Origin of the sequence: Streptomyces clavifer (assembly GCF_036345975.1) — a bacterium.
GTDB lineage: Bacteria > Actinomycetota > Actinomycetes > Streptomycetales > Streptomycetaceae > Streptomyces > Streptomyces clavifer.
Window position 1 is genome coordinate 3,907,066 of sequence record NZ_CP107793.1, and the last position, 12,512, is coordinate 3,919,577.

Annotated in this window: 13 protein-coding genes and 1 tRNA gene; 3 read left to right on the plus strand and 11 right to left on the minus strand. The window is 70.9% G+C overall.

What is annotated here, in order from left to right:
- Nucleotides 1–28: 28 nt before the first annotated feature.
- Together OG927_RS16830 and OG927_RS16835 are read left to right on the plus strand one after the other, a co-directional pair.
- A complete protein-coding gene (locus OG927_RS16830; protein ID WP_124281780.1) occupies nt 29–1,564 on the plus strand; it encodes an MFS transporter in 1,536 nt (511 codons plus the stop codon).
- Nucleotides 1,565–1,681: 117 nt separating this feature from the next.
- The gene (locus OG927_RS16835; RefSeq protein WP_056793076.1) at nt 1,682–2,455 is read left to right on the plus strand and encodes a TetR/AcrR family transcriptional regulator; all 774 of its coding nucleotides are present in this window, start codon (nt 1,682–1,684) and stop codon (nt 2,453–2,455) included.
- A 13-nt stretch (nt 2,456–2,468) separates the two neighbouring features.
- Here the strand turns inward: OG927_RS16835 and OG927_RS16840 are convergent, their stop codons facing one another.
- From OG927_RS16840 to OG927_RS16860, 5 genes are all read right to left on the minus strand, one after another.
- Nucleotides 2,469–3,410 (minus strand): NAD(P)-dependent oxidoreductase, encoded by a 942-nt coding sequence (locus OG927_RS16840; protein WP_124281779.1) that lies wholly within the window; start codon nt 3,408–3,410, stop codon nt 2,469–2,471.
- 6 nt (nt 3,411–3,416) lie between these two features.
- On the minus strand, nt 3,417–3,884 hold the full coding sequence (locus OG927_RS16845) for a PPOX class F420-dependent oxidoreductase (protein WP_056793074.1): 468 nt from the start codon (nt 3,882–3,884) through the stop codon (nt 3,417–3,419).
- Between the two features lie 10 nt (nt 3,885–3,894).
- Nucleotides 3,895–4,710 carry a YceI family protein gene (locus tag OG927_RS16850; RefSeq protein WP_056793073.1) on the minus strand — a complete coding sequence of 272 codons (816 nt, stop codon included), beginning with the start codon at nt 4,708–4,710 and terminating at the stop codon, nt 3,895–3,897.
- Between the two features lie 183 nt (nt 4,711–4,893).
- On the minus strand, nt 4,894–7,392 hold the full coding sequence (locus OG927_RS16855) for an MFS transporter (protein ID WP_330320389.1): 2,499 nt from the start codon (nt 7,390–7,392) through the stop codon (nt 4,894–4,896).
- Nucleotides 7,393–7,415: 23 nt separating this feature from the next.
- The gene (locus OG927_RS16860; RefSeq protein ID WP_056793071.1) at nt 7,416–7,928 is read right to left on the minus strand and encodes a MarR family winged helix-turn-helix transcriptional regulator; all 513 of its coding nucleotides are present in this window, start codon (nt 7,926–7,928) and stop codon (nt 7,416–7,418) included.
- A 325-nt stretch (nt 7,929–8,253) separates the two neighbouring features.
- Between OG927_RS16860 and OG927_RS16865 the strand changes: the two genes are divergently transcribed.
- Entirely contained in the window at nt 8,254–8,469 is a 216-nt protein-coding gene (locus OG927_RS16865; protein ID WP_056793070.1) for a hypothetical protein, read from the plus strand.
- Nucleotides 8,470–8,835: 366 nt separating this feature from the next.
- Here OG927_RS16865 and OG927_RS16870 read toward each other — a convergent pair whose 3' ends face one another.
- From OG927_RS16870 to tadA, 6 genes are all read right to left on the minus strand, one after another.
- A complete protein-coding gene (locus tag OG927_RS16870) occupies nt 8,836–9,702 on the minus strand; it encodes an RNA polymerase sigma factor SigF (RefSeq protein ID WP_330320390.1) in 867 nt (288 codons plus the stop codon).
- 234 nt (nt 9,703–9,936) lie between these two features.
- Nucleotides 9,937–10,794: an RNA polymerase sigma factor SigF gene (locus tag OG927_RS16875; RefSeq protein WP_330320391.1), complete on the minus strand. Its 858-nt coding sequence runs from the start codon at nt 10,792–10,794 to the stop codon at nt 9,937–9,939.
- A 187-nt stretch (nt 10,795–10,981) separates the two neighbouring features.
- Nucleotides 10,982–11,275 carry a Dabb family protein gene (locus OG927_RS16880; protein ID WP_056793067.1) on the minus strand — a complete coding sequence of 98 codons (294 nt, stop codon included), beginning with the start codon at nt 11,273–11,275 and terminating at the stop codon, nt 10,982–10,984.
- A 10-nt stretch (nt 11,276–11,285) separates the two neighbouring features.
- Nucleotides 11,286–11,450 (minus strand): hypothetical protein, encoded by a 165-nt coding sequence (locus tag OG927_RS16885; protein ID WP_164494166.1) that lies wholly within the window; start codon nt 11,448–11,450, stop codon nt 11,286–11,288.
- A 433-nt stretch (nt 11,451–11,883) separates the two neighbouring features.
- A tRNA-Ser gene (locus OG927_RS16890) sits at nt 11,884–11,968 on the minus strand.
- Between the two features lie 78 nt (nt 11,969–12,046).
- Complete coding sequence (gene tadA / locus OG927_RS16895; protein WP_056793066.1) at nt 12,047–12,475, minus strand: tRNA adenosine(34) deaminase TadA; 429 nt, start codon at nt 12,473–12,475, stop codon at nt 12,047–12,049.
- Nucleotides 12,476–12,512 lie beyond the last annotated feature (37 nt).

The following is a 12,512-nucleotide window of genomic DNA, read 5'->3' on the forward strand; positions in this document are numbered from 1 at the left end:
TACGAGAGCACCGGAACCAGGAGCCCGCATGACGGCGACCGCCGCCGAGCAGCACGACCGCGCCCCCCGGGGCAGCCATCCGCAGCGCTGGCTGATCCTCGGTGTCATCTGCCTCGCCCAGCTCACCGTGCTGCTCGACAACACCGTCCTGAACGTCGCGATCCCCTCCCTCACCACCGAGCTCGACGCCTCCACCGCCGATGTGCAGTGGATGATCAACGCCTACTCGCTCGTGCAGTCGGGTCTGCTGCTCACCGCCGGGAGCGCCGCGGACCGCTACGGACGCAGGAAGATGCTGGTCGCGGGCCTCGTGCTGTTCGGTATCGGCTCACTGGCGGCCGGGCTCGCGCAGTCCTCCGGACAGCTGATCGCCGCCCGCGCCGGGATGGGGATCGGCGGCGCGCTGCTGATCACCACCACGCTCGCCGTCGTGGTGCAGATCTTCGACGACACCGAGCGCGTCAAGGCGATCGGCATCTGGTCCACCGTCAACTCGCTCGGCTTCGCCGTCGGTCCGCTCGTCGGGGGCGTCATGCTCGAGCACTTCTGGTGGGGTGCGATCTTCCTGATCAACATCCCTGTCGCGGTGCTCGGAGTGATCGCGGTCGTCCGGCTCGTCCCCGAGTCGAAGAACCCCCGGGGCGACCGCCCCGACCTCCTCGGCGCACTGCTCTCGACCATCGGCATGGCCGCGGTCGTGTACGCGATCATCTCCGGCCCGGAACACGGCTGGACCTCCGGTCAGGTCCTGCTGACCGCGTTCACCGGGGCCGCCGTCCTCACCGGTTTCGTCCTGTGGGAGCTCCACATCCCGTATCCGATGCTGGACATGCACTTCTTCCGCGACCAGAGGTTCATCGGTGCCGTCGCCGGTGCCGTCCTGGTCGCCTTCGGCATGGGCGGCTCCCTGTTCCTGCTCACCCAGCACCTGCAGTTCGTGCTCGGGTACGGGCCGCTGGAGGCGGGTCTGCGCACGGCGCCGCTCGCGATGACCGTGGTCGCGCTCAACCTCACGGGCCTCGGCGCCCGTCTCGTCCCGAAGATGGGGACGCCCGCCACGATCGCCACCGGGATGAGCCTGCTGGCCGCCGGACTCGGCGCCATCGCGCTGCTCGGCGGCGAGGGGTACGGCGGCATGCTGCTCGGCCTGGTCGTCATGGGGGCCGGGATCGCACTCGCCATGCCCGCCATGGCCAACGCGATCATGAGCGCCATCCCGCCGGAGAAGGCGGGCGTCGGCGCCGGGGTCAACGGCACGCTCGCCGAGTTCGGCAACGGGCTCGGGGTCGCCGTGCTGGGAGCCGTGCTCACCTCGCGCTTCGCCACGCTCGTACCGGCCGCCGTCGGTGCCGCGTCGCTGCCCGCCGCCCTCGCCGCGGCCGACGGCGCGGGGGACCGGCAGCGGATCACGGACGCCTTCGCCTCCGGGCTGGAGACCAGCCAACTGGCCGGTGCGGTGGCCGTCCTGGCGGGCGGTCTGCTCGCCGCCGCACTGCTGCGGCGGGCGGAGCGCGGCGGGCCCGCCGCGCCGGAGCGGGACGCGGCTCGGGCGGACTCCGCCTGAACAGCGGGCATAGCATCGGACGGGGTGCCGTACGCGGGGGTGTCTTCCGCCGGGTACGGCCCTCGTGGGAACGGACCGGACGCGTCCGTACCGTCGGCAGGACGAGGAGAGTGCGCCATGGGGTCCGCGGCTGACCGGGTGAGTAACGCTGCGCGGGTCAGCGTCTGGCTGGACCGGCGTACACCGGCGCGCACCCGCAGGGCCGACCAGCCGGCCGGTCTCGACCGGGAGAGGATCACCGCGGCCGCCGTGCGGCTGCTGGACGCCGAGGGCCCCGCGAAGTTCTCCATGCGCCGTCTCGCGGCCGAGCTCGACGTCACGGCGATGTCCCTCTACTGGTACGTGGACACCAAGGACGACCTGCTGGAACTGGCCCTGGACACGGCCTTCGCGGAGATCCCGCCCGCGCGGGAGGACGCCGCCTGGCGCGACCGGCTGCACGAACTGGCGCTCAGTTACCGGCAGATGCTGGTCCGGCACCCCTGGGCCTCCGCCCTCGCCGGGCGCTTCCTGAACATCGGCCCGCACTCCATGCTGTTCTCGTACGCCGTCCAGGACGTCATCCGGGCCACCGGGCTCCCCCTGGAGCAGCAGACGGGCGCGATGTCGGCCGTATTCCAGTTCGTCTACGGATTCGGCACCATCGAGGGGCACTTCGTGCAGCGTTCCGCCGAGGCCGGACTGAGCCAGGACGCCTACTACCGGCAGGCGATGGGCGCGATCCGCTCCCATCCCGAGCACCAGCAGATCGTGCGCACCTCGGAAGCCCTCATGGAGGCGCGTGGCGGGGGGACCGTCGAGGAGATGCGCGAGCGGGACTTCGAGTTCGCGCTGGACGTGATGATCGCCGGGATCGAGGCGATGCGCGCACGGGAGGCCCGCCGCCCGTAGCCGGTGCGGTGGGTCAGTAGCCGCGCCCGGTGTCCACGGCCAGCGCGGGCATCCGCCCCTCGGTGACGGCCTCCCAGCAGGTGGCGAAGTCCGTGACGACGTCCTCGTCGGCGGTGATGCCGGCGGAGTGCGAGGTGACCACCGTGCGCGGCAGCCCCCAGACACGGTCGCCGGTGGCCGGCGGCTCCTCGGGCAGCACGTCGAGGACGGCCCGCCCGACGGTCCCGGAGCGCAGGGCCGCCTCGAGCGCTGCCATGTCCACGCAGGCGCCCCGGCCGACGTTCAGGAAGGAGGCGCCCCGCATCGCGGTGAACCGGGCGTCGTCGAAGAACCCTTCCGTGGCGCCGGTCAGCGGCAGCGTGGACACCACCCAGCGGGCCTCGGCCAGCACCGCCCGCTCCTCGTCGCCGCCCGCCGTGACCACCCGGTCGAAGCCCGGTGGCACCTCACGAGGGGTGCGGCCGACCCCCACCGTGTGCAGGGAGCAGGCCCGCAGCAGGGCGGCGACGGCGGAGCCGATGCGGCCGGTGCCGTGGACGACCGCGGTCTGCCCGGCGGCGAGGGTGGAGGGGAGCCGGTGCCACCGGGCGCCGGCGTGCTGCGCGGTGTGCTCCGGGACGGACTGGCACTCGGCGAGGATCCAGGCCAGCACGTACTGGGCGATCCGCTCGCCCATCCGGCCCACGGTCCGGGTCAGCAGGGCTTCCCGCGGCCACGGTCCGGCGGCGAGCAGCGCGTCCGTACCGGCGTTGACGCTGTGGAACCACACCAGCCGAGGGGTCCGCAGGGCGTCGGGCAGCGTGTCCCCGACGTAGAGGAAGGGGCCGTCCGGCTCGCCGCCGTAGGGGTGTTCCACCGGGCGTCCGGTGATCTGCTCCAGGGCTCGGGACACGGGCCCGTCGACACCCGGGGCGGCCAGCAGCCGGGCCCGCGCCAGCACCTCGTGGGGCACCATGCGCGGTCAGCCTTCGGCGGCCGTGCGGGCGGGGAAGCCTCCGGTGGCGATCGGTCCCCAGCGTTCCGGGGTGATCCGGATGAGGGACTTGCCCTGCTTGAGCATCGCCTCCCGGTACTCGTCCCAGTCGGGGTGCTCGCCGGAGATGTTCCGGAAGTACTCGACGAGCGGCTCGACCGAATCCGGTGCGTCGATCACCTCGGCCGAACCGTCGATCTGGACCCACGGGCCGTTCCAGTCGTCCGACAGGACGATCACGCTCACCCGCTCGTCCCGCTTGGCGTTGCGGGTCTTGGCCCGTTCGGGGTAGGTCGAGACGACGATCCGTCCGGCGTCGTCGACGCCGCAGGTGAGCGGGGACCCCTGGGGGCGGCCGTCGGACCGGGTGGTCAGCAGGATCGCCCGGTGCCGGGGCCGCACGAAGTCCAGCAGTTCCCCGAGCTCCACCGTGGTGTTGGTCGCGATGTGTGCCATGGGACCAACCCTAAGCCTCGACGTAATCCCCCTGCACGGCCTGGATGTCGAGCTCCACGCGCAGCGTCGTGCCGATCGCGGAGATGCCCGCCTGCACGACCTGGTTGTAGTGCATGGCGAAGTCGTCGCGGTGCAGCTCCGCGGTGGCGTGGAAGGCGGCCCGCACCCCGCCCCACGGGTCGGGGCCGGTGCCCAGATAGCTGAGGTCCAGGTCCACGTCGCGGGAGACGCCGTGCATCATGAGCACCCCGTGCACGGTCCAGCGGTCGGGCCCGGCGGGGGTCAGCGCACGGGAGCGGTAGGTGATCTCCGGGAAGCGGTCGACGTCCAGGAAGTCGGGCGAGCGCAGGTGCTTGTCCCGCATGCCGTTGCCGGTGTCGATGCTGGCCGGGGTGATGAAGGCCTCCACCCGGGAGCGCTGGACGTCCTGCGCGATCTCGATCCGGCCGCCGAACTCGGTGAACCGGCCGTGCACGCTGGAGATTCCCAGGTGCTGCGCGACCGCGGCCACCGAGGAGTGCACCGGGTCGAGCGACCAGGTGCCCGGCGGCGGCAGTTCCACGCCGCCCTGCCGGGCCAGCACCACGGTGCCGGCTTCGACGCGGCCGCTCGCCGTGACGAGTGCGGTGGAGGCGGACGGGGCGTACCCGACCGCCGTGACGATCACCGTGTAGGCGCCGGCCGGCAGGAGATCACCGGTGCGTACGGCCCCGTGCTCGTCGGCGGAGGCCCGGAGCACCTGCGTGCCCGTCATGTCGGTCACGGTCACGACCGCGTGCTGGACCGCCCAGCCGTCCCGCGTGCGTACGTGTGCGCGAAGTCCCATCCTGTGTTCTCTCCTTGCTCCATCACTCAGTGGCGCAGTGACTCAATGAGTCGGGCCCCGGGTGGGAACGGCAGGCCGTCCCCTGCCTGCCGTTCCCACCGCGGGGCCCATTTCCGCCGACGGGCACAGCCTCTCCGCTGGGAGCGCTGTTCCGCCAGGGGTCTATGTGGATCTTCCGTGTGTCTACGCGCCCGGGTGGGCGAGCTCGATGTCGTGGCCGTCGACTCCGGCGCCGGTCACGGTCAGCGAACCGGCCACCGGCGGATAGCCGGTCGCGACGACCGAGTACTCGCCCGCGTCCAGGTCGGCGAAGGCGTACACGCCGTCCTCCCCGGTCGTGGAGGTGGCGACCACGTTGCCGGCCGCGTCGATCAGCGTGACGCGTGCGTCGGACAGCGGTGCCCGGCCGGTACCCGCCCGGACGACGCCCTTCACGAGCGCACCGGACTCCAGCGCGGCGTCGACCCGGGTGACACCCTGGCCGCCGATCTCCACCGGCAGGGCCAGCGGACGGTAGCCCGCGGCCGTCACGGCCACGGTCACGGCGCCGGGGACGAGCTCACCGAAGGCGAACTCGCCCGTGGCACCGGAGGAGCCGGTGGCGAGCACGTCGCCGCGCACGTCGGTCACGAGGACCATCGCGCCCTCGACCGGGCTGCCGCCCTCCGCGGTCCGCACGGTCCCCGCGAGACCACTCGTACCGGCGAGCAGGATGTCGTACGCCAGCGGCTCCTCGCCGACGACCACGGTGGACGCCTGCGGCTGGAAGCCGTCGGCGGACGCGATCAGGACGTACGAGCCGGAACCCGGCGCGTCCAGCACGTAGCCGCCGTCGGCCCGGGCGACGGAACGCCCCAGCTGCCGGCCGCCCAGCGAGATCAGCGTGACGGCCGCCCGGGCGACGGGTGCGCCCTCGGCACCGCGCACCACACCCCGTACGGGGGTGCCCTGCAACGTCGTGACCAGGGTGTCCGGAGTGTCCGCGGTCTCCTGGGCGCCGACCGAGGTGACCCCGGCCGTTCCCTCGGCGACGAGTGCGGCGGTGCCCGGGGCAGCCGTGGCGTTCTCCGCGGCGGGTGCCTCGGCACCGGCCTTGTCGTTGCCGGCGTTCGTCTTCAGGGCGACCTCCTTGATGAAGATCGTCACGATGAAGGCGACGAGCGCGGCCGGTGCGGCGTAGAGGAAGACGTCGCCGACACCGTGGCCGTAGGCCATCTCCACGACCGTGCGGAACGGGGCGGGGAGCTTGTCCAGGTCGGGGATGCCCCCGCCGCCGGTACCCCCGTGACCGAACGCGGCGCCCTCGGGGCCGAGGTCGGCGAGCCCGTCCTTGACGTAATGGGTGACGCGGTTGGCCATCACGGCGCCCAGGGCCGAGACGCCGATGGCGCCACCGAGCGAACGGAAGAACGTGACGACGGAGCTGGCCGCGCCGAGGTCGGCGGGAGCGACCTGGTTCTGCGTGGCGAGGACCAGGTTCTGCATCATCATGCCGATGCCGAGACCCATCACGAACATGAAGACCGCGATGTGCCAGTACTCGGTGTCGTACCGGATGGTGCCGAGCATGCCGAGCCCCGCCGTGACCAGGAAGCCGCCGCTGACCAGCCAGGCCTTCCAGCGGCCGGTCTTGGTGATGACCTGTCCGGAGACGGTCGAGGAGAGGAACAGGCCGGCGATCATCGGGATCGTCATGACGCCCGACATCGTGGGCGACTTGTCGCGCGCCAGCTGGAAGTACTGGCTGAAGAAGACGGTGCCCGCGAACATCGCGATGCCGACGAACAGCGAGGCGACCGAGGCCAGCGTGATGGTGCGGTTGCGGAACAGGCGCAGCGGGATGATCGGCTCACTGGCCCTGGACTCGATGAGCAGGAAGAGCGCGATGAGGGCGACGGTGCCGCCGAGCATCGTGTAAGTCTGCCAGGAGATCCAGTCGTACTTGTCGCCCGCGAAGGTCACCCAGAGCAGCAGCAGGGAGACGGCGGCGCTGATGAAGAACGCGCCCGACCAGTCGACCTTGACCTCACGCTTGACGACCGGGAGCTTCAGGGTCTTCTGGAGCACGACCAGGGCGATGACCGCGAACGGCACACCCACGTAGAAGCACCAGCGCCAGCCCATCCAGCTGGTGTCGGTGATGACGCCCCCGAGGAGCGGGCCGCCCACGGTGGCGACGGCGAAGACCGCGCCGAGGTAGCCGCTGTAGCGCCCGCGCTCGCGCGGGGAGATCATCGCGGCCATCACGATCTGGGCGAGGGCGGAGAGGCCGCCGACGCCGATGCCCTGCACGACGCGGCAGGCGATGAGCATGCCGCTGCTGGTCGACAGACCGGCCACGATCGAGCCGAGCACATAGATGATCAGGGCTATCTGGACCAGCAGCTTCTTGCTGAACAGGTCGGAGAGCTTGCCCCACAGGGGGGTGGTGGCGGTCATGGCCAGCAGCGAGGCCGTCACGACCCAGGTGTAGGCGCTCTGTCCGCCGCCGAGGTCGGAAATGATTTCCGGCAGGGCGTTGGAAACGACCGTCGACGAGAGGATCGCGACGAACATGCCGAGCAGCAGCCCGGTCAGCGCTTCCATGATCTGCCGGTGTGTCATCGGCGTGCCGTCGGGGGCTTCGGACGCCCCGTGCTTGGCGTGGCCGCCCCGCACACCGGTTGGTGTGGTCGTAGCCATGGAGTTCCTTGTCTTTGCTTCTGTTACTCGGGTGTACGGGTGTACGAGTCGTCGGCTTGCCCGGCGCGGCAGTCGCCGCTGTGCTTCCCGGGGACGCATCCACCGGAGCCGCGGCAGGAGAAGCTGTCGCGCAGCCGGGACAGCAACGCGTTGAGCCGTCCGACCTCGTCGTCGGACCAGTCGGTGAGGTGGTGAGCGAACATCTCGGTCGTCCGCCGGGTCAGGTCGTCGATCAGTTCGTCCCCCGCGGGGGTCAGCCGCAGGATGCGGGACCGCTTGTCCGCCGGGTCCGGGAACCGCTCGATCCAGCCGCTCTCCACCGTGTGTGCCACATGCCGGCTGGTCACCGACATGTCCACGGCCAGGAGCTCGGCCAGCCGGGTGATGCGCATCTCGCCGTACTTGGCCAGCAGCATCAGCACCGTGGCCGACCCCCCGGGGCACGTGGCCGGCAGGATGCGGGCGAGGCCCCTTTTGACGGCTCCGACGGCGCTGAGCTGCCGGGCCAGTTCTTCGTACTGGCTCCGTGCGGCCACCGGCCCTCCAGGATCGTCTCCGGTCATCTTGTTGCTTAGGGCAACGATAGAAGCCGTTGGTTGCTACAGGCAAACGAAATGCCCCTTGCATAAGTAAAGGAAGCGAAAAGGCTCCGTAGGCTCCCGGTCAAGCGCCCAGCGCACAGGGGGGTGACCTGCGGCGGATGTGTTCCCGGGCACAGTGCACGGGTGCCCGGCCCTCTCGTTCAGGCGGTGGGAAGGGCCTCCGCGGAGGGGTGGAGGGCCGGCGGGTGCCGTGTCGGCGCATCACCCGCTGCGGACCCGGGGGTTGGGCCGTTCCGTCGAGTTCGCTAGTGTCCGGGCCATGGCACACAACCCCCACGCCCCTCAGCCGGGCCCCGAGGGCACTCACGACCCGGCGGGCAGCACGCAGATGTTCCGCGCGTTCGTCGACGACGGCGAGCCGCAGCGCAGGCAGCAGCCGGCCGCGACCTCGTCCGGACCGAAGACCGGGGTGATCGTGGCCGTCGTCGCGGTCATCGTCGTCCTCGGCGCCGTCGCCTGGCTCGCGCTCCGCTGACCGAGGCCACGTCCCCGTCACTCCGACTCCTACGGCGGTGAAGCCCCCGGGCCCGCGCAGCAGCGGACCGGGACCCGCCAGGCGTCCGCCCACACGGCGCGCGCCGCCCCGCGCAGCCGCTCCGCACCGGATCTCCGGCGCGGAGCGGCTGAGTCGGTTCCGGGGGCGCCCGCCCCGGTCCGTACGGGTACGCGGGTCCTCGGGTCCGCTCCGGTGTGCTGCCGTACCGCCCGTGCGCGGCGCGGCCGCCGGGGCGGTGATCGAGGTGCCCCGGCGGCCGGTGGATCCGTGCGTCCGGCGCCCCGCCGCACCGGATCGGCCGACGGGACGGGACGTGCGTCGGTGACCCGGGTCGGGTCGGTCGGGTCAGTCGGCGATGAGCCCTTCCCTGAGCTGGGTGAGCGTCCGCGTCAGCAGCCGTGAGACGTGCATCTGGGAGATGCCGACCTCCTCGCCGATCTGCGACTGGGTCATGTTGGCGAAGAAGCGCAGCATGATGATCTGCCGCTCGCGCGGGGCGAGTTTGGCCAGCAGCGGCTTCAGGGACTCCCGGTACTCGACGCCTTCCAGTGCCGCGTCCTCGTACCCCAGACGGTCCGCCAGCGAGCCCTCGCCGCCTTCGTCCTCGGGGGACGGGGAGTCCAGCGAGGAGGCCGTGTAAGCGTTGCCCACGGCCAGGCCGTCGACCACGTCCTCCTCGGAGACCCCGAGCGCCTTGGCCAGCTCCGGCACGGTCGGCGAGCGGTCGAGCTTCTGGGCGAGCTCGTCGCTGGTCTTGGTGAGGGCGAGCCGCAGCTCCTGCAGCCGGCGGGGCACCCGCACCGACCACGACGTGTCGCGGAAGAAGCGCTTGATCTCCCCCACGACGGTCGGCATCGCGAACGTGGGGAATTCCACGCCCCGTTCACAGTCGAAGCGGTCGATCGCCTTGATCAGGCCGATCGTCCCGACCTGGACGATGTCCTCCATGGGTTCGTTGCGGCTCCGGAACCGCGCCGCCGCGTACCGCACGAGCGGGAGGTTGAGCTCGATGAGTGTGTCCCGCACATAGGCCCGCTCGGGGCTGTCCGTTCCGTCGGGGCCCGAAGCGGGACCGAGCGCGGCGAGCCGCAGGAACAGGGAGCGGGACAGGGTCCGGGTATCGATGGCTTCCGATGAGCTGGTGAGCACGGCAGGTGCTGCTGCGCTCTTCGTGAGCGTGAGCACCTTCGAGCTGCCCTGTTCTGCGGACATGCCACCCCCTTGAGGTCGCGGACGGTCGCGGTGGCCACGACCATCGGAGGAACGCAGCCTCCACCTGAATACCGGAGGTAGGGCTGCGGCAAACGCGGTTCCAGCAGAATGTCACATGTCGGCAACACGCTGTAGTGACATGTCGACAAGTAAGCGGTGGAACTGTGCAGGAAACAGGGGGTGTACGGCTTTTACGCCTCCGGAACCCATCTACAGGGGGTCTACCCGTTCCGGTTACGCCTCGATCCTGTTTGCGGATCGCAGACGGGCGAAACTTCTGGCCAGAAGCCTTGACACATGCATCTGGGAGACGCCCAGCTCGGCGCTGATCTGGGACTGCGTCAGGTTGTTGTAGTAGCGCAGCAGCAGGATCCGCTGCTCGCGCTCGGGCAGCTGGACGAGCAGGTGCCGTACGAGGTCGCGGTGTTCGACCCCGGCCAGCGCCGGATCCTCGTAGCCGAGCCGGTCCAGGAGTCCGGGCAGTCCGTCACCCTCCTGGGCGGCCTCCAGTGAGGTGGCGTGGTACGAGCGGCCCGCCTCGATGCACGCGAGGACCTCGTCCTCGGAGATCCTGAGCCGCTCGGCGATCTCGCCCGTGGTCGGTGAGCGGCCGTGAGCGGTCGTCAGGTCCTCGGTGGCGCCGGTGACCTGGACCCAGAGCTCGTGCAGCCTCCGCGGCACGTGGACGGTCCGTACGTTGTCCCGGAAGTAGCGCTTGATCTCGCCGACCACGGTGGGCATAGCGAACGTCGGGAACTGGACCCCGCGTTCCGGGTCGAAGCGGTCGATGGCGTTGATCAGGCCGATGGTGCCGACCTGGACGACGTCTTCCATCGGCTCGTTGCGGCTGCGGAACCGGGCCGCCGCGTACCGCACGAGCGGCAGGTTCGCCTCGATCAGGGCGGTCCGCACCCGGTGGTGCTCCGTGGTGCCCGGTTCGAGGTCCTTGAGCCGGCCGAACAGCACCTGGGTGAGCGCCCTCGTGTCCGCGCCCCGGGCCTTGGCGGGCGCGGCGGGGTCGGGGGTCTCGGTCTGGATCTCGTCGGTCTGGACGTTCTGGGGCGGGACTTGAGGCGCTGTACTGGCCGGCACGGTGTCGCCACCCCTTTGCGGTCAACTACGGTCAACTCATCCGTCAAAAGCGGTCATAGCATCACAACACATGTCCACTGGACGCAAGCACCGCATGGAGTCGTGTTGGGGGCATTTCGGTTTAAACGCGACGAAGAGCCCCTCTCCCGTAGGGGAGGGGCCGACGGGGCCGGGGTACCGGAACGCGTCAGAAGGGGTAGTCGGCAATCACCCAAGTGGCGAACGCGCGCCATTGACCGGCCGCGGCCCGGTGGTCGGGGTGCTCGATGTAGCGCGTGAGGGCGTCCTCGTCCGCGACCGCCGAGTTGATGGCGAAGTCGTACGCGATCGGCCGGTCGGTGACGTTCCAGGCGCACTCCCAGAACTCCAGCTCGGGAATCCTCCCACCGAGCTCCCGGAAGGCCTCCACCCCTGCGACGACCCGCGGATCGTCCCGTTCGACGCCGTCGTTCAGCTTGAACAGGACCAGGTGGCGGATCATGGGGGTTCTCCTACTTCACGAGCTCGGACATGAAGTCCCCGACGCCCTGGGCGGCACTCGACACGCCTTCGAACCCGACTTGGACGAGATCGGCGGCCCGGGCGGGGGACGTGATGATCGTGTACAGCACGAAGACCACAATCAAGTAGAGCGCGATCTTCTTCGCTTGCACCACAACCCTCGCCTCACCCGTTCGCTCACCTGCGCGGTCGGGTGATTCTAGCCGCACGTACGGCCGTATCCGGGGGCTGTTTCCGATCACTGATACGACTCTTAGGGACCAAGGACCCGTCGAATCGGGCCCTTTGCCCGCAGGTGCGGCTTCTGCCGAGGGGGAGGATGGTGAGCGAGCCCGTGCAGGTGGCAGAAATGCGCGGGCCGAGGGACAGGACCTCTCCGAGGTCCACGCCGCGAGACTTCCCCCGACCGCGGCGAGGGCCCCTGGTCCCGTCCTCACCGGGGGGAGCGGCTTGTCCCCCCGACGCCGCTCCCCCCGACCTCGAACGACGCGGCACACGACTGCGGCCCCGGCTCACCGAGCCGGGGCCGCAGTCGTGTCCGGGAACGCTCGAAGGGCCCGACGCGATGCGCCGGGCCCTTCGTAAGAGCGGTAGCGGAGGGATTTGAACCCTCGGTGAGTTTCCCCACACTCGCTTTCGAGGCGAGCTCCTTCGGCCGCTCGGACACGCTACCGAGAGAGAGCTTAGACCATTCCGGGCCCAGGTCCGAAATCCGTTTCCCGCCGGTCGGCCGGTGTGTGCCCGGGAGGCGTCACCGCTCGCGGAAGAAGGCCGTCAGCCGGGCCGCGCAGGCGTCCTCCAGGACCCCGTGGATCACTTCGGGGCGGTGGTTGAGCCTGCGGTCCCGCACGACGTCCCAGAGCGAGCCCGCGGCGCCGGCCTTCTCGTCCCGCGCCCCGTAGACGACCCGGCCGATCCGGGACTGCACGAGCGCGCCCGCGCACATCGTGCAGGGCTCCAGGGTGACGACCAGCGTGCAGCCGGTCAGCCGCCAGGCGCCGAGCGCGGCGGCGGCACGGCGCAGGGCGAGCACTTCGGCGTGGGCCGTCGGGTCGCCGGTCGCCTCACGCTCGTTGTGGCCCGCTGCGAGCAGGGCGCCGTCCGGACCGAGGACGACGGCGCCGACCGGCACATCGCCGGCCAGCGCCGCCTGCGCGGCCTCGTCGAGGGCTCGGCGCATGGGTGCCTGCCACGGGTCCCGTACGGGATCGGGGGAA